13 protein-coding genes and 3 pseudogenes are annotated in these 17,031 nt (G+C 68.9%); 6 read left to right on the top strand and 10 right to left on the bottom strand.

The annotated features are described in order from the left end of the window. Positions 1–94 precede the first annotated feature (94 nt). Positions 95–2,629, top strand: coding sequence for a helicase-associated domain-containing protein (locus ACSMTC_RS21230; RefSeq protein ID WP_436561286.1), 2,535 nt, complete (start codon positions 95–97; stop codon positions 2,627–2,629). A 71-nt stretch (positions 2,630–2,700) separates the two neighbouring features. Here the strand turns inward: ACSMTC_RS21230 and ACSMTC_RS21225 are convergent, their stop codons facing one another. The 5 genes and pseudogenes from ACSMTC_RS21225 to ACSMTC_RS21205 form a co-directional block, all read right to left on the bottom strand. Beyond that, positions 2,701–2,961 carry a hypothetical protein gene (locus tag ACSMTC_RS21225; RefSeq protein WP_436561285.1) on the bottom strand — a complete coding sequence of 87 codons (261 nt, stop codon included), beginning with the start codon at positions 2,959–2,961 and terminating at the stop codon, positions 2,701–2,703. 656 nt (positions 2,962–3,617) lie between these two features. Further along, on the bottom strand, positions 3,618–3,905 hold the full coding sequence (locus ACSMTC_RS21220) for a DUF7848 domain-containing protein (protein WP_436561284.1): 288 nt from the start codon (positions 3,903–3,905) through the stop codon (positions 3,618–3,620). A gap of 106 nt (positions 3,906–4,011) precedes the next feature. Beyond that, a complete protein-coding gene (locus ACSMTC_RS21215; RefSeq protein WP_436561283.1) occupies positions 4,012–4,188 on the bottom strand; it encodes a hypothetical protein in 177 nt (58 codons plus the stop codon). Next, positions 4,181–4,414, bottom strand: coding sequence for a hypothetical protein (locus ACSMTC_RS21210; protein WP_436561282.1), 234 nt, complete (start codon positions 4,412–4,414; stop codon positions 4,181–4,183). The genes ACSMTC_RS21215 and ACSMTC_RS21210 overlap by 8 nt, the downstream gene beginning before the upstream one ends. A gap of 86 nt (positions 4,415–4,500) precedes the next feature. Continuing rightward, positions 4,501–4,971 (bottom strand): annotated as a pseudogene (locus tag ACSMTC_RS21205) (transcriptional regulator); the annotation flags it as partial. A 116-nt stretch (positions 4,972–5,087) separates the two neighbouring features. Here ACSMTC_RS21205 and istA point away from each other — a divergent pair. Further along, on the top strand, positions 5,088–6,359 hold the full coding sequence (gene istA, locus ACSMTC_RS21200; protein ID WP_436558407.1) for an IS21 family transposase: 1,272 nt from the start codon (positions 5,088–5,090) through the stop codon (positions 6,357–6,359). Further along, positions 6,359–7,198: an IS21-like element helper ATPase IstB gene (gene istB / locus ACSMTC_RS21195; RefSeq protein WP_436558408.1), complete on the top strand. Its 840-nt coding sequence runs from the start codon at positions 6,359–6,361 to the stop codon at positions 7,196–7,198. Before istA ends, istB begins: the two co-directional genes overlap by 1 nt. Before the next feature lie 86 nt (positions 7,199–7,284). Here istB and ACSMTC_RS21190 read toward each other — a convergent pair. Both ACSMTC_RS21190 and ACSMTC_RS21185 read right to left on the bottom strand, forming a co-directional pair. Further along, a pseudogene (locus ACSMTC_RS21190) lies at positions 7,285–8,040 on the bottom strand (helix-turn-helix domain-containing protein); the annotation flags it as partial. A 202-nt stretch (positions 8,041–8,242) separates the two neighbouring features. Then, positions 8,243–8,827: a recombinase family protein gene (locus ACSMTC_RS21185; RefSeq protein ID WP_436561281.1), complete on the bottom strand. Its 585-nt coding sequence runs from the start codon at positions 8,825–8,827 to the stop codon at positions 8,243–8,245. A gap of 651 nt (positions 8,828–9,478) precedes the next feature. On the opposite strand from ACSMTC_RS21185, the gene ACSMTC_RS21180 reads away from it, so the two are divergent. Continuing rightward, a complete protein-coding gene (locus ACSMTC_RS21180; RefSeq protein WP_436561280.1) occupies positions 9,479–11,194 on the top strand; it encodes an IS1634 family transposase in 1,716 nt (571 codons plus the stop codon). Positions 11,195–11,925: 731 nt separating this feature from the next. Here ACSMTC_RS21180 and ACSMTC_RS21175 read toward each other — a convergent pair. Continuing rightward, on the bottom strand, positions 11,926–12,435 hold the full coding sequence (locus ACSMTC_RS21175; RefSeq protein WP_436561279.1) for an RICIN domain-containing protein: 510 nt from the start codon (positions 12,433–12,435) through the stop codon (positions 11,926–11,928). A gap of 181 nt (positions 12,436–12,616) precedes the next feature. Between ACSMTC_RS21175 and ACSMTC_RS21170 the strand changes: the two are divergent. Beyond that, positions 12,617–12,778 (top strand): annotated as a pseudogene (locus tag ACSMTC_RS21170) (IS30 family transposase); the annotation flags it as partial. Positions 12,779–13,198: 420 nt separating this feature from the next. Here the strand turns inward: ACSMTC_RS21170 and ACSMTC_RS21165 are convergent. Then, on the bottom strand, positions 13,199–13,339 hold the full coding sequence (locus tag ACSMTC_RS21165) for an HNH endonuclease (RefSeq protein ID WP_436561278.1): 141 nt from the start codon (positions 13,337–13,339) through the stop codon (positions 13,199–13,201). A 738-nt stretch (positions 13,340–14,077) separates the two neighbouring features. Between ACSMTC_RS21165 and ACSMTC_RS21160 the strand changes: the two genes are divergently transcribed. Next, on the top strand, positions 14,078–14,920 hold the full coding sequence (locus ACSMTC_RS21160; protein WP_436557603.1) for an IS5 family transposase: 843 nt from the start codon (positions 14,078–14,080) through the stop codon (positions 14,918–14,920). A 464-nt stretch (positions 14,921–15,384) separates the two neighbouring features. On the opposite strand, the gene ACSMTC_RS21155 is transcribed toward ACSMTC_RS21160, so the two are convergent. Next, positions 15,385–17,016 carry a recombinase family protein gene (locus ACSMTC_RS21155; protein WP_436561277.1) on the bottom strand — a complete coding sequence of 544 codons (1,632 nt, stop codon included), beginning with the start codon at positions 17,014–17,016 and terminating at the stop codon, positions 15,385–15,387. Positions 17,017–17,031 lie beyond the last annotated feature (15 nt).

Below are 17,031 nucleotides of genomic sequence, written 5' to 3'. Positions count from 1 at the left end.
TGCCCGTGCCCCGGGGGCGCGTTGCGGCTCGCCGACCGGGTCCGCGCGTCCACTCGGGGACGCGCTCCAAGAGGTGCAGACTAAGCTGATTCGGATGACCGCATCGCAGCGCGCCCCGCGCCCCGGCCGGACCGCCGCCGCACCCCGTACGCTCGCCGAGGAGCTCCGCGCCCGCAGCGACGAGGCGCTGGCCGAGCTGCTGCGGGCCCGCCCCGACCTGCTGAACCCGGTGCCGAGCGACCTCACGCAGCTGGCCGCCCGGCTCTCCAGCCGGGCCTCCGCACTGCGCGCGCTGGAGCGCCTGGACCGGTTCACCCTGCAGGTCGCCGAGGCCCTGGCAGCCGCCCCCGACGGCAGTTCCGAGGCCACCGTCCGCAATCTGCTGGCCGGCCCGGCCCGGGTCAGGCCGCACCCCCAGGCGACGGCGGCCGACCGTGCCGCGGTCACCGCCGCCCTGCCCGCCGCGCTGGCCACCCTGCGCAGCCAGGCCCTGCTCTGGGGCCCGGACTCCGCGCTGCGACTGGTGATCGCCGTCCGCGAGGCGCTCGTGCCCAGCGCGAACAACCCGGGCCGCACCGGCCTGGGGCCCACCCTCGCCGAGGCGACGATCGGGATGTCCCCGGCCCGGCTCCAGCAGCTGCTGGCCGGCGCCGGACTGCCGCCGACCCCGGACCCGGTCACCGCCGTGGCCGCACTCACCGGGCTGCTCGCCGACCGCAAGCGCTGTGCCGCGCTGCTCGCCACGGCCCCGGAAGCGGCGCTGGTGCTGCTGGAGAAGCTGGTCTGGGGCCCGCCCACCGGCACCGTCCCGGACGCCGCCCGCCAGGTGACCGCCGAGGAGGCCCGCAGCCCGGTCGAGTGGCTGCTGGCGCGCGGGCTGCTGCTGCCGTCCGGTCCCGGTTCGGTGGGGCTCCCCCGCGAGCTGGCACTGCACCTGCGCGGCGGCCGCAGCCACCGTACGGTCGAGCCGGCCGCGCCCGTGCCGGTGCCGGGCCCTGAGCGCGATCCACAGGCTGTGGACGGCGCCGCCGCCGGGCAGGCGTACACCGCCGTCCGCACCGTCGAGGAGCTGCTGGACGCCTGGGGCCTGCAACCGCCCGCGGGCCTGCGCGCCGGCGGACTCGGCGTACGCGACCTCAAGCGGGCCGCGCTCACCCTGGAGTGCCCCGAGCCCACCGCCGCCTTCTGGCTCGAACTCGCCTACGCCGCAGGGCTGCTGGCCCCGGACGGCGAGGCGGACGAGCGCTGGGCGCCCACCCCGGCGTACGACACCTGGCTGCAGCAGCCCGTCGCCGAACGCTGGGCGCTGCTCGCCCGCGGCTGGCTCGCCGCGACCCGGGTGGGCCGGCTCGCCGGCACCCCCGACGGCAGGGGCAAGGCCCGGGCCGTACTCGGCCCCGAACTGGACCGCACCCTCGCCCCGTCGGTCCGCCGCGCCACGCTCACCCTGCTGGCCACGCTGCCCCCCGGCGGCACCGCCGACGCCGACGCGCTGCTGCCCGCACTGCGCTGGCAGCGCCCGCTGCGCGGCGGCCCGCTGCAGCAGGACAACCGCGAACTCCGCGACCACCTGGTGGAGTTCACCCTGGAGGAGGCCGAACTGCTCGGCCTCACCGGCCGCGGCGCGCTCGCCGCGGTGGCCCGTCCCCTGCTGGACGGCGGCGACCCGGTACCGGTCCTCGCCCCGCTGCTGCCGCAGCCGCTCGACCATGTGATCCTGCAGCCCGACCTCACCGCGATCGCCCCCGGACCGCTGCTCACTCCGCTCGCCCAGGCGCTGGCCCTCTGCGCGGACGTCGAGTCCAAGGGCGGCGCCACGGTCTACCGCTTCACCACCGAGTCGGTACGGCGGGCGCTGGACGCCGGACGCACCGCCTCCGACCTGCACGCCTTCCTGGGGCAGCACTCCAGGACCGGCGTCCCGCAGCCGCTGACCTACCTGATCGACGACGTCGCCCGCAGGCACGGCGTCCTGAGGGTGGGCGCCGCCTCCTCGTACCTGCGCTGCGACGACACCGCGCTGCTGGCCGAGGTGCTCGCCGACCGGCGGGCCGCCGAGCTGCGGCTGCGACTGCTCGCGCCGACCGTGCTGGCCGCCCAGGCACCGCCCGAGACCCTGCTCTCGGTGCTGCGCGGCATGGGCCTGGCGCCGGCCGCGGAGTCCGCCGAGGGCGATGTGCTGGTCACCCGCCCCGACAGCCACCGCACCCCGCCGAGGAGCGCACCGGCGCCGGTCCCCGACGGACCGCCCCGCCCGGACGACGTCCTGCTGGGCGCGGCGATCAAGGCGGTGCGCGCGGGCGACCGGGCGGCCACCGCCGTCCGCAAGGAGACGGTGGCCGGTCCCGCCGCCACACCGCAGCAGACCGGACCGGCCCGCACCGATCTGCGCCAGCTCCCCCGCACCGCCGCCGCCGACACGCTCGCCGCCCTGCAGACGGCCGTCCTGCTCGGCGAGCGGATGTGGATCGGCTACATCAACGCGGAGGGACTGGCCTCCCAGCGCGTCGTCGACCCGGTCAAGGTCGAGGGCGGCTTCGTGACCGCGTACGACCACCTCACGGACGAGGTACGCACCTTCGCCCTGCACCGCATCACGGGCGTCGCCGAGGTGGACGACAACGACTGAACCGGCCGCGGGACCCGCGGCCGGTCGAGGGCCGCCGGCAGGCTACGCCGCGGCCCTGTTGCCACTCGGTCTCAGTGCCCCGGCTGCGGCTGCTGCTGCCCCTTGGCCGCCAGGTCCTTGGCGTGCTGCTCCTTGGCCTGCTGCACGATCTTGTTGGTGTCCGGCAGCGAGACGTCCTGGCCGCTGATCAGGCTGGCCGCCCCGAGCCCCAGGTAGGTGAAAGGCCCGCCGGTCTCGCCGAGCCCGGCCAGGGCGTGCGCGGGCGTGGCAGTGGCCGCGAGGGCGGCACCGGACAGGACAACGGCGGAGAGAACCCGCTTCGGCGTCTTCATGCCCGGCTCAACGAGAGCCCGCGGCACGGGTCACGTGCTTTGCCCCGAGTGCGGGACACTGGAAAGTCTGCGACCGGACCTACGGAGGTTTCACAGCGTGAACGACGGACCGCTCATCGTCCATGCGATCAAGCCTGATGCGCATACTAGCGTGACATCCCCGTAGAGCGGCCCATCCGATGACCAGCCGACCGGTACGCTCACGCGGCATCAGCCAGCGACCATCCACCAGATACTGGGCACACGGAGAGCCCCGCCCATGCGCCACGGGGGGTGGGCACGCATGGGCGGGGCGGCTTGGTGCACCTACAGGCCAGGGAGCAGGCGCGGGTGCCTCATGTGCGGCCGGTACACAGGTACCGCAGGAACATGGACAGAAATCCTGATCCTCACAGCGTGCTGCCGCTCCGAGCACCGCCAGGTGGTACCCGGGATGGTGTAGGGCCAGATGGCCACCGACAAATCCCAGTGCGTCTTGCCGGTGATGTGTTCACCCTCGTATATGCAGTAGACCTGCCATCCGGCGGGGCGCGGAGCGATCCACGGCCTTCGGTTCAGGATCCTGCCGATGGTCTCCGCCAACTCCACGCACTGAGCGGACGGAGGTGACTTCGACAGATCCCCCAACGCGCCTACGCTGTCGGGAACTTCGGTGTTCAGCTGGGTTCTTCCTTCGGTGAGATGATCCACGCGATCACCGGCACATGGCCGAAGGTGCGGTGGCCCGGTTCGTCCTTCACGTGCTTGAAGGGCCACCCCTGCGCTTGCTCGAAGTTCTCTTCGATCGGCCCCACAGCACCGCACCGAGTGCCTTCCTCGTCCTCACTGAGGCACACGAAGCGGTGCGTGGTCCGAGGTGTGTCGGGTTCCTGGTCGGCCCGCCGAAGAGTCCAATCCACGAATCTGAAGAACCGGCGCTTCTTCAGGACTACTTCGCCGCTCATTGCCCCTCCCCCGCCGCTGTGTCGGCAGGCCGCTTCGGCTCTGCCGTTCGGTACGCGTCGCGGGGTGGGTGGGCGTCGAAGCAGCCGAACGGTGGCCTGTTGCGGTTCACGGCCATTGCAGCCCCTCCGCGACGTAGAACTCTTGCAGGGAACGGGCGGTGGCTGCCCTTGCGGCCTCTCGAAGCTGGCGCATGGTGTCCGACTCCGACACGGGCTCCAGCGGGCGCTCAACGGGCTGCTGGGGCTGCTCCTGGTCGTCCTCGGGATTGGGAACGTCAGTCACAACTGGCCACCACCGCGAGGGGAACAGAGCGGCCGAGCATTGGGGCCATCGCACTGCCGTCGGCCTTCCCGCTGTCCGGGCATCGCTTGTTGTCGCATGAGCAGAACGCCCAATCCTTGGGCGTGCCACGGCCGTTGCCCCGCAACCTCTCGAAGTACTGCGGGTCGTAATCATCCAGGGGGCGCCAGCCCTTGGGTGGGAGAACCTGTTTACGCTGCTCCGTCACTGGCACGGCTCCTCTCCGTATCGACACGAAGAGGCTCCCGTCACGGGAGCAACACCAACAGGGACGGAACGTCCTACTTCTGCACGCTAATCCGTGACGCCCAGAAGCCGCGCCAGCCTCCGCAAGCCCGGAGGCCTTGCGGGACCCGACCACAGATCGGAGACGATCGCCACGGCCAGCGTGTGATGCCGCATCCAGCCCGGAGCGACCCGCTGAAGACGCTCAAGGGTTGCCACGGCCCCGGCAGCGTCGCCCATGTCAGCGTACGCTCGCGCCACGTCCAGGAGCAGCCACGTGCGCCACGACGGCGGAGTGTCAGCGCTGAGCCGGATACCCCGGGCCAGAACCAGCGCCTCATCCGGGCGAGCATGCTGGACAGCAAGGCGTACCCGCTCGATTCGCACGGAAGACCGACTGAAGACGCTCACCATCCGACCGTCGGCAGGGGCAGACATCCGGGCGAGCCGCGCCGTTGCCTCCTCAGCAGTCAGCATCATGTCGGACGCGCCGTCGTAGTCACCGCTGCGCGCCGTGCTGGTCGCCGCCGACATTCTCAGCGACGGGCCAATTGTGACCGCTGAACGGCGGATGAATCGGGACCCACCGGAGCAAATCCGACCCTTCTTGTAATCGTCTGATCATCCTGATCCCCATCGAGGGTCAGGAGGAGAGGGTGATTCCCGTGGAGGACTGGGCTGAGATCCGCCGACTGCACCGGGCCGAGGAGATGCCGATCCGGGCAATCGCCCGCCACATGGGCATCTCGAAGAACACGGTGAAGCGAGCCCTGGCCACCGACCGGCCGCCGGTCTACCAACGCCCGCTGAAAGGATCGGCCGTGGACGCGGTCGAGCCGGCCATCCGCGAGTTGCTCAAGCAGACCCCGACGATGCCCGCCACGGTGATCGCCGAGCGGATCGGCTGGCAGCGCGGGCTGACGATCCTCAAGGAACGCGTGCGCGAGCTGCGACCGGCCTACCTGCCCGTCGATCCGGTCTCCCGCACGGTCTACCAGCCGGGCGAACTCGCCCAGTGCGACCTGTGGTTCCCGCCGGTGGACATCCCGCTCGGCTACGGCCAGTGCGGCCGGCCCCCGGTCCTGGTGATCGTGTCCGGATACTCGCGGGTGATCACCGCGCGGATGCTGCCCTCCAGGCACACCGGCGACCTGATCGACGGCCACTGGCGCCTGCTCGCCGGCGGCTGGGGAGCTGTCCCGAAAATGCTGGTCTGGGACAACGAGCCGGGTGTCGGCAAAGGAAAACTGACCAGCGAGTTCGCCGCGTTCGCCGGCCTGCTCGCGGTCAGGATCCATCTGTGCCGGCCACGCGACCCGGAGGCGAAGGGCCTGGTCGAGCGCGCCAACGGCTACCTGGAGACCAGCTTCCTGCCCGGCCGCACCTTCACCGGCCCGGACGACTTCAACCGCCAGCTGACCGCCTGGCTGCAGATCGCCAACCGGCGCCAGCACCGTTCGATCGACGCCCGGCCGGTGGACCGCTGGGAGGCGGACCGGGCCGCGATGCTCACCATCCCGCCCGTCTCCCCACCGCATTGGTGGCGCTTCCACACCCGCATCGGCCGCGACCACTACATCCGCGTGGACACCAACGACTACTCCGTCCACCCCCGCGCTATCGGCAAGACGGTGATGGTCCGTGCCGACAACGAGCAGGTCACCGTCATCGCCGGCAACGACATCGTGGCCCGCCACACCCGCTGCTGGGCCAAACACCAGTCGATCACCGACCCCGAGCACGCCGCGGCGGCCCAGACCCTGCGCGGTGAGGTCATCTACCAGCAGGCAGCCCGAGCGCAAGCCGCCCGCGCCGCCACCCTTCTGGACCCCGACGGCCTCGGCATCGACGTCGAGCAACGCGAACTGGCCACCTACGACCGCATGTTCACCCTCATCGAGGGCGGAGCCGGAAAGGAGGACACCTGATGCCCCGCACCACCACCGCCGCCACGACCGACGCGACAGCCCCCGGGCCCGACGGCCAGGCGGCCCGAACCGGTCGGCAGACCTCCGCCGACCTGGCCTTCTATGCCCGTGTGATGAAGGCGCCCGCGCTGCTGGACGCCGCCGAGCGCCTGGCCGAACGCGCTCAGGCCGAGTCCTGGACCCACCTGGAGTTCCTGGTCGCCTGCCTGCAGCGCGAGGTGGCCGCCCGAGACTCCCACGGCGGCGAGGGCCGCATCCGCGCCGCCCGCTTCCCCGCGATCAAGACCATCGAGGAACTCGACCGCACCCATCTGCGCGGCCTGACGCGCCAACAACTCGCCCACCTGGCAACATTGGACTTCATAGCGGCCAAGGAGAACGCCGTCTTCCTCGGCCCGCCGGGCACCGGCAAGACCCACCTGGCCACCGGGCTCGCCATCCGGGCCTGCCAGGCAGGCCACCGGGTCGCGTTCGCCACCGCCGCCCAGTGGGTCGACCGCCTGGCCGCCGCCCACCAGGCCGGACGACTCCAGGACGAACTCGTCAAACTCGGCCGCTACCCGCTGATCGTGATCGATGAGGTCGGCTACATCCCGTTCGAGGCCGAGGCCGCGAACCTGTTCTTCCAGCTGATCTCGAACCGCTACGAGAGGGCCAGCGTGATCGTCACCTCGAACAAGCCGTTCGGACGTTGGGGAGAGGTCTTCGGCGACGAGACCGTCGCCGCCGCCATGATCGACCGGCTCGTCCACCACGCCGAGGTCCACTCCCTCAAAGGCGAGTCCTACCGCATGCGGGGCCGCGAACTCGGCCGCGTTCGCACCACCGACAACGACTGAACAAGAAGACCACCGACGACGCAAAAGGGCATAAAAGGGTCAGAACTCAAACGCCCAAAGTGGGTCACGGTTCAGCCGCCGCCGACAGACATGACCAAGCCGCCCCAGACCCGCAACCCCTCAGCGCTGGTCACGTGGTCCCGCTCCACCCCGTCCGCAGCGTGTACCGCCAAGGCTTGCGCGTCGTCCAATCGGTTCTGACGCTGGTACGCCCAGGCCACCGAGTTGCAGATCATCGCGGGCAACAGCGGGTCCTCGGACGAGTCGGCAGCACCTATGGCGCGCTCCAGACTGGACAGCCCCAGGTCGGTCTTGCCCAGTCGGATTGCGAGGTGGCCACCGAGTTGCAGTGCCTTGCCCAGGGCATGCTGGCCGGCCAGCCTGTCACGGCCTGTGCCGACAGCAGCCGCAAGCCGGGCATCCGCGATGATCCCGGGAAGCAGCTCCATGACCCTGCCGAAGTCGGCGGCGTGGTAGAGGGTCCAGGCTTCCGCGATCTCTGCACGGAGCAAGGGCAGGGACAGAGCGTCAGCCCCGTCCGGCGTCGGCGGTGGAGCAAACAACGGCGGCATGATGGCCCGGCGCACCGCGACCAGCTCAGGCGGTTCCGCGTCCCCCGTGGACGGCACAGCGGGCGGGTCCCCGAGCAGCGCCGTCACCTCCACCCCGAGACCCTTCGCCAAGGCATGCAGCGTCGGCAACCGAGCAGAGTGCTTGCGTCGCTGCTCCAGCTTCTTAACGACATCCACCGATACGCCCGACTTCGCCGCTAACCCTTCCTGGGTCAGGTCAGCCAGTCGGCGGAGCCGCGCCAAGCGCTCCCCAAGATGCTCGCTCGCCATGGAGGTGAGAGTACGCCCGGCCGGTGGAGAGCTTGGGCTAAAAAATGGATCACACCCAGGGCGCGTGCGGCGAGTTGGGGCCGGGAACGCCGAGCGGCACCGCGCCGAGCTTTCACAGCGGCTACGCCCCGGCACCAGAGACAGGCGAAGAGCCGCCCACCCACAGCGGGGCAGACGGCTCTCAGAGGGCTTGCAGGGGCGGCTACTTGTCATCCCCGAGGGCCCGGTACAGCGTCGCGCGGGAAACGCCCAGCGCCTTCGCAATCGCGGTCACGCTCTCCCCCTTGGCACGGCGGGCACGGGCTATCGTCAGCTTGTCAGCGTCCATCACAGCCGGACGGCCGCCGGTCCGGCCCTGCGCCTTCGCGGCGTTCAACCCCGCCTGTGTGCGCTCCTTGATCAGCGACCGCTCGAACTCGGCCATGGCACCCACAACTTGAAGCATGAGCCGTCCATCCGGCGTGTTCGGGTCGATGCTCGCAAGGGCCCCCGTCAGCACCTTGAACCCGATCCCCCGGACCGACAGCGCGTCCACCATCGTCACGAGGTCGATCAGCGAGCGGGCGAACCGGTCCAGCTTCCACACGCACAGCGTGTCCCCGGGGCGGACGTAGTCCAGCACGGCTGCAAGCTCCGGACGGTCCGTGCTCTTCCCGCTCGCCTTGTCCGTGAAGATCCGGGAGCAGCCTGCTTCCCGCAGCGCGTCACGCTGAAGCTGCGCCTCCTGGTCGTCGGTGGAGACTCGCGCGTAGCCGATCAGGTGGCCGGTGGTCTTGTTCGTCGCCATGCCCAGATCGTCTCAGAACTCGTCTCACAACACCAGGGGTTTCAGGCAGGTTTTGAGACGGGTTTTGAACGCCTAACCATCTCTTCCGAGGCCCGTTCGCCGACCGTCTCACAAACCATCGTTTCTGAGAAGCCTTCCGAAGGTGACCCACCGTCACGATGCCTCCAGGCATACCCCCGGGTCTCTGTTTCGCGACGACGTGCGCACCCCCGGGGGCCGGGTCCCTCAGTGCCTCATGCCCAGAGTTCGACCCACCCCCGGTGTGCCCCCAGACCCGTACGGGCAGCGGGACCCAGCACCTCAACGATCCCCGGCGCCCCCGCGCCAGGGTCACCCCCACCCCGTCCGCGCACTCCCCGTCGCACCAAAGGTCCAAAGTGCCCAACTAACCCTTATTTTCTAAACCCCCTAACGCGAGTAAGAAGAGATAGGAAAAAGGCTGGAGTTTCGACCTTTTCGCCCCTCGGCGCAACGCCGAGTGACGAGACCGTGGGCCCGGGTTCGACGTAATTCGCGGGTTCTAGAGGGTCTCCGGGGTTGAACGTGCAGGTCATCGGGCTGCGGTGGGTGCTGGCGCCCGAGAATGCCTAGAGACGCGACTTTTCTGATTCTCCTGCGCTGGCCTGCTGCTTCGGCCTATCGTCTGGAGTCGTGTACGTGAAGACGACGAAGCGGGAGAACAAGTCCGGGACGGTCCGGTACCTGCACCTAGCCCACAACGAGTGGGACCCGGTGAAGGGGCGGGCGGTGCCGAAGGTGCTGTTCACCTTCGGCCGCGAGGACGACCTGGACCGCGACGCGGTCAAGCGCCTGGTCGCGTCTCTATCGAGGCTGCTGGAGCCGGGGGACACCCTGGCCGCGACCGCCGCCTCCGACCTGGAGTTCGTCTCCTCGGTGCCGTTCGGCGGCGCCTACGTACTCGACCACCTCTGGCGCCGACTGCGGATCGATCAAATCGTGGGCCGAGTCGGGCAGCCCAAGCGGGGTCGCCGCCGGGACATGGCCGCGACCGAGCGGGTGCTGTTCGCCCTTGTCGCCAACCGCGCGCTGGCCCCGTCCTCGAAGCTCGCAGCCGCGGACTGGATCACGAACGACGTGCACATCGACGGCCTGGCCGATGCCGGCGAACAGACCTGCTACCGGGCGATGGACTGGCTGCACGAGGTCAAGGACGACCTGGAGAAGCAGGTGTTCGACGAGGTCGCGAACCTGCTGAACCTGGAGGTGGACCTGCTGTTCTTCGACACCACCAGCACCTACTTCGAGCTGGAGGAGCCCGACGAGCCGGTCGCCCGCGACAACGCCGGCCGCAGGCTGGAGGGCGACGGCCAGGCAGGCGGCGACGCGAAGCCGGTCGGGTTCCGGACCTACGGCAAGTCGAAGGACTCCCGCGACGACCTGCCGCAGATCGTCATCGGCATGGCCGTCACCCGCGACGGCATCCCGGTGCGCTGCTGGTGCTGGCCGGGCAACGCCTCCGACCAGACCCTGATCCGGCAGGTCAAGGACGAGATGCGGGACTGGACCCTCTCCAAGATCGTGTGGGTGGCCGACCGCGGATTCTCCTCCGCCGAGAACCGCCGCTACCTGCGCAAGGGCGACCACGCCTACATCATCGGCGAGAAGCTCCGCTCCGGGAGCCCCGAGGTGCAGGCCGCCCTGTCCCGGCAGGGCCGCTACCAGGACGTCGGCGAGAACATGCGCGTCAAGGAAGTGCGGATATCCGACACCGACCGGTTCGTGATCTGCCACAACCCTGAAGCGGCCGAGCGTGACCGGCACATGCGCGAACAACTCGTCGCCCAACTTGCCGACTTGATCGCCGACACCGACAAGCTCAGCGACTTCAAGCGGGGCGAACTGCGCGGCAGGATCGCCGACAAGCCCGGCCTGAACCGCTACCTTCGCGCCACCCCGGCCGGCAAGCTCCGCATCGACCAGGCGAAGATCAAGGCTGAGGAGAACCTCGACGGGAAGTACCTCCTGCGCTGCTCGGACCCTCACCTGAGCGCCGAGGACATCGCGCTCGGCTACAAGCAACTGCTGGAAGTCGAGCGCGGCTGGCGCGACATGAAGCAGATCATCGACCTGCGGCCCGTCTACCACCGACTCGAAGAACGCATCCGAGCCCACGTCGTCCTGTGCTGGCTCGCTCTCCTGCTGATCAGGATCACCGAGACCACCACCGGCGACACCTGGCCGCACATCCGACGCGAGCTCGACCGCCTCCACCTGGGCACCTTCACCGGCCCCACCGGAACGTTCCAGCAGGTCACCGCCCTGACGAAGCCTCAGCGGGACCTGCTCGCGAAGCTGCAGATCCCCGTCCCCAAGCAGGTCGTCGCGCTTCAGCCCGCAACCCGCTGACCAGCAGAAACGCGACCGCCTAGAGAAACGCCCTCCAGGCGGTCACAAGCACGTCCGCCCAGGTCAGACCCCGGATTCGCCACTCCAGGCTGCCGAATTATGTCGAACCCGGGGTGGGGATGACGACGGAGCGTGTCCGCGCAAAGGGTCCAAATAGCCGTGCGAGAGTTTCCGCTCACTGCCGATCAGCGCCGGGAGGGGCAGGGGGCACCCGCCTGGGGGCAGGCTCGAAGTTCTCTGCGATCACACTGATTTGGGCTTGACTCGTTCAGCAGCCCAACCGCCAGGCTGATTCTTCGCGGTCTCACGGTTGTGACACACAGTGCACAACGGCCGAAACCTGTGCCACGCGTCCGGATCCGCCACACCCTGAGCGACCAACTGCCTTCGCGACAGCGGGAAATGGTCAGCAACGGTCGACGCCCTGCCGCAGAGCAGGCACCACGGGTTCGCGTAGATGTACGCCTTCCGGATGCGCTGCCAGCGGGTCCCGTAGCCGCGCTGCCCGGTCGTCCCTCGCTGCGCCTCAGCCTCGCGCCTGTGCCGCTCACAGCGGCCACCAGTGGCCAGCTCGGGGCACCCGGGGATCGGGCAAGGGGGCGGGGTCTTCGCGGCACGGGGGGCCTCCTCGGCAGAGCGGGGCTTAACCCCGAAAGGACGTTATGGCCTCATCTCTGGCGGAGACATGAGTAGGCCCCCTCCTGGAGAGGGGGCCTGGCACTGAAGTGAGGTCAGCGGACATCGAACGAGTGCTGGGTGTACCCGTGGCCGACATTGGCGGCACAGTCGACGAGTACGGCGTAGGCGCCTACAGAGACGTTGGCGGGGTTCATACATGTGCCGCGGTCCTGGTTTTTCAGCAGGTACCGATTGGGTTTGCTGGAGTCCAACAGGGAGAAGATCTGCTCACTCCAGCGAGGGTCGCACGGACGCTGCTGAAGCGCGTCCCCGTTACTGTTCACAGCAGTGATGCACATGTCACTATTGAGGTTGCGCAGAAGAAAGGTCGTGGTGGTGACCGGATCGATAGCCCACTTCTGAGCCAAATCGTTCGTGTCGGTCTGATACTGGATCCCCTCGCCGCCAACGGTCGAGTTGCCCGCGACTCCAAGGACGAAGCCGCTCTGCCAGTTGCGGACCTTGGTGCCGCTCAGCGGCCCCGTCGCGTCAGCTGTACCCGCCCCAAGGACGGTCGCGCCCAGCGCTAGAGCGACGATGGCACAGGCAGATCGAATGCGCATAAAAGACTCCCTCACCTCAAGGCGATCAGTGCTGTCCGTGTCCGCTAGGTCACGAACAGCATGCTGCGCCGCTATGGGGACCTTTCCAAAGCGGCGCGACGGCCAGGGGGCTTGGGTCGCCCGAATGAGCAGTTGGGCGCTGGCGCGCTGCTACTCGTCCCGAAGGGCAGCGCTGCGGAGCAAGGGCACGGACCTGGCCCGCTGGACCGCCCGCGACCTCGAAGCCGTCGCCGGCGCGCTCAATACCCGGCCGCGGAAAACACTCGGCTGGAGAACTCCTGCGGAGGCCCTCGGCGATCAGCTACTCTCGCTCCAAACCAGCGGTGTTGCAACGACCCCTTGAACCCGGTTTATAATCGTCGTTCGCCTTGGCGCCCGCCCCCGGACTCGAACCGGGGATCTCTCCGACCGACGGCGCCCAGGCGGGGCCGGTGTCGCGCCCCTCTGCCGTTGGGTCAGCGAGACTGGTTCCCTCGCCGGCTGAGCCGGTCCGAGGCTTCGTTCCCGCCCGCCCGGTGGTGACGTGGTGACGCTCGAAGCTCTAAATCTGGTTTCTCTAGACATGTCTAAGAGAACCTAGAAATAGCTCTCTAACCGTCACTCCACCACCACCCCCACTGTGGGGCGGGCACGCGAAAGCCCCGATCGGTCGACGTGACCAGCCAGGGCACCTCAGGGGTGCACGGGGGCAGCCTGACGGCCAGTACCCGCCCCACCAGCCGTCATAGCCGCCGAGCACCGAACCGCCTGCTCCTGGGGGCAGTCAGCGTCCCACCAGGAGCGGCGGAGACCACTCGTCCAACAGCCGGTCCTTCTTCGACGTATTGCACACCACGCACACCACACGCATGTTGGCGACCGTCGAGAGCCCGCCCCGCGATATCGGGGTCAGATGGTCGATCACGCCCCCTCTGGCAGCGCTGCGGAGCAGTGGAAGCACCCGGCATCCCCATGCGCCTCACGCACACGACGTTGAAGCGTCACCCGGCGCGCAACGATGCGCTGCACCTTCTGACACGAACGGCACACGCCATCACGGAACTTGAGGACCACAGGCTTACCGCAACGTCGGCAAGGCACCGGCTCAGACTTGGTCCGGGCGCGCTTACGCAGGTGCTCGGCAGCGCGACGGCACCGATCCGAACAGTAGGAACGATCCCGGCCACCTGACAGGCCCACAGGCTCCGAGCACCTCGGCCCCTGGCACGACTTCCGGGCGGCCTCTTGCCGCTTCTGCTCCAACTGCTTGCTGTGCTCTGCACGCCGGGACTCGTCCACTTCCTCAGCACACGGCACGCAATACAGCGCCCACGCAGCACGGCCGTGTGGCTCATCGCAACGATGGCAACGGGGAGCACCAGCGGCAGCACGCACCGCCTCCCGCGCACGGCGGGCAGCAACCTGCAACCGGGCGGACTCAACACAGAGCGTCGCGCCGCACGTCGCACGGTCGGACCGGGGGCGCGGAGTACCGCACTCCGAGCATGTAGCTCGCGACTCATCAAGGGCCGTCAAACGGAACCCCACCTCATCCATTTAGAGGCTGCGCAGATAGGCGGTTGGTGGGACCAGTCGGCGGACGAGACAGGCACAGGTTCCTTGATCATGGAGTTGCGACGCTCTGTGATCATTGGGGAGACCTGTGCCTGTGCTGCCATTCTGGCTGACCGAACCGCTCTGGGACCAATTCGCCGCCCTGCTGCCGCAGCGGCCACAGTTCGATCCAGCCCACCCGCTGGGCTGCCACCGACGCCGGATCAGCGACCGGATCGTCTTCGACAAGCTGCTCCAAGTCCTGCGGTTCGGTTGCTCCTACGAGGCGATAGCGGACTCGACCTGCTCGGCCGCCACGATCCGAGGCCGCCGCGACGAGTGGATCGGCCTGGGCCTGTTCGCCCGCCTGAAGCAGATCGCCCTCCAGGCCTATGACCGCGTCGTCGGCCTCGTCCTCGACCAGATTGCCGTGGACGGCGCCATCACCAAGGCCCCCGGCGGCGGCGAAGCGGCCGGACGCTCACCCGTCGACCGGGGCAAGCAGGGCATGAAACGGTCCGGGATGACCGATGGCTACGGCATCCCGCTCGGCCGCGTCCTGGCCGGCGCCAACCGCCACGACTCGCCGCTCCTGGCGCCAACTCTCGATCTCCTGGAGGGACTTGGGCCGTTGCCCGACGAGATCACCGTCCACCTCGACGCCGGCTACGACTCGGACAAGTCCCGTGCCGTGCTCGACGAGCGGAAGCTGTGCGGTCAGATCGCGCGCAAGGGGACCAAGGCGCCGGTCCAGGCCACCCGGCGATGGCATGTCGAGCGCACCCACGCCTGGCAGAACGCCTTCCACCGCCTCGCCCGCTGCTACGAGCGCCGCACCAGCGTCATCGAAGCCTTCTTCGACCTCGCCGACACCGTCATCACCGTCCGCAGTCTGATCCGCCGAGCCTGGACCACCCACCGCTGGGACACCCGCCCCCGACGCCGCCCATGACCAGCCGCCTATCTGCGCAGCCTCTTAGTTGATCATGAAGACTGGCGGCGGGAGCGCCACAGGCCAGTAGCCCCAAGGGCTGGGACCGGGTGCCGGGTGGGGTGCAAAGAGGCAAAGCAGGGCCATGTAGCGCCCCCTCCAGCAACATCGATCCGCCATTCCCCCGACGAAACTGCGACCGAAGTTCAACGCCGCACACGACCCTAAGCGGAGCCTCTGACAGAACCTCCGCAGGTCACACAGGCTGCCAGGAGAGCCGGACGAGCCGCCACCAAGATTCCCCATCACCGAGCCGTGAACGGCACTCAGCCATGCTCGGAACAACTCAAGCCCACAGCCAACGACACGCTTCGGACACGCCGGCCGACTGAGACCCGAGCGGCTGTACGGCCGTCTACGGACACGAAAGAGCCCCCGCCGGGCGGTTGCCAGACAGGGGCTGTATGCGTCGCTACGGGCGGCTCCTACGCCTCCGCCTCACGCATTACGAACTCTCGGACCACGTGCTCAACATCCTTACCGTCTGCGTCGGCACGCCGGACCTTCCCGTCCTCGCCGAGGTGGACGGCCAGTCGAGACATGTCCAGCGTGCGACCGCTCTTCGTGGCCGGGGAGACCTCGACGTACGCGCCAGCCTCAAGTAGCAGATCACGCTTGCCCGCCGTGTCAGCTGCCTCCCAGTGCTGCGCGAACGTCTGCCCTGTCGGTACCCCGACCACCCCAGCAGGCTTGGCTTGGCGCTGCTTCTCCTCCAGCGAGGCGATGCGCTCTTCGAGCTTGGCGTACTGCGCAGCGAAGCGGTTCGCGCCGTCCTCGCCCTTGAACAGGCCACGGTCGTACCGGTCCTTCTCAAGGTCGTTCAGTGCTTCCTTCGCCTGCCTGATCTGCGGCCTGAAGTCCTCGCCGACGTGCTCGACCATCCGCACCACAGGGAGCCGACCGAACGCATCGAGGAACTTCGCCTTCACCTGCGCTTCCATCGCCTCACCGGCGATGCTCACGCCGTAGCAGTCGATCTGCTCACCACCTTGCCGCTTCTTCAACCGACCGATGCACCGGTACCGGGTCTGCCCCTTGGCCACGTAGGTGTACATGCGGAAGCCGCAGAGCGCGCAGTGCGCGATACCGCGCAGCAGCGATGTGCCCTCGCGCCGCCGGTCGCCAGGGCTGGCGCGCCGCTCCAACTCGTCCTGGAGGGCCTGCCAGGTGTCCATGTCCAGGATCGGGGTGCGATTGACCAGCGGCAGGCCGTCCGTGCGCAGGATGGGCCTGCCGTCCTCGATCACCTGGCCGAGCAACTGCGGGTTGGTGAGCAGGCTCCGAAGCGTGGTCGTGTACCACTTCTTCGAGTCGCTGCGCTTCCCGGTTGTCTGCCGCGAAGAGTGGCCGGGAGAGGGCACGTTGCCCTTGCTCAGGTCCGCCGCGATGGTCATGAGCGAGTCCTTCGCCAGCACCCGCTCCACGATCGTGTGAATCGTCTTCGCTTCCTCCGCGTTGACCTCCAGCACCTTGCCCGCGCCGTCCGGATTCGGGACGACGCGGTAGCCGTACGGGACTCGTCCCCCGGTGTAGCGGCCTTCACGGCGCAGGTGCTCGTGAGCGCTGGAGACCCTCATGCCGATGGTGTCGGACTCCAGCTCGGCGAAGACCGCGATGACCTTCGCCATGGCGCGCCCCATGGACGACGTGAGGTCCAGCGGTTCGGTGGCGGACGCCAGTGCTACGCCCTGTGCCTCCGTGATCCGCATGATCTCGGCGAAGTCCACGGTGGAGCGTGCAAGTCGGTCGATCTTGAAGAACACGATGACATCGAGCTCGGGTAGCCTCGACAGAACCCGCTGGAGCCCCGGACGCTCCAGCCCGCGCGAGAAGCCGGAAACGTCGATGTCTTCCTCGACCGCTACGACGGTCCATCCGCGCGCCGCGCACAGTGCCTCACAGGCCGCTCGCTGGCGCTCCGGGGAAGTACTCTCCTCCGTTTCGCGCGATAGGCGAACATAGATAGAAGCGCGCATTCCAGGCGCGTTGGCCGGAACGCCCTTCCGGCGCCGGGCCCGGGGCAGGGCCCGAGCAGTGGCAGTTGTGGTCTCTGTCACCCTGACGATCCTAAT

Source organism: Kitasatospora sp. HPM-01-4, from assembly GCF_051374625.1.
Classification (GTDB): domain Bacteria; phylum Actinomycetota; class Actinomycetes; order Streptomycetales; family Streptomycetaceae; genus Kitasatospora.
The sequence above is the reverse complement of the archived record's forward strand: the minus strand, read 5'-3'. Positions and strand labels throughout refer to the sequence as shown.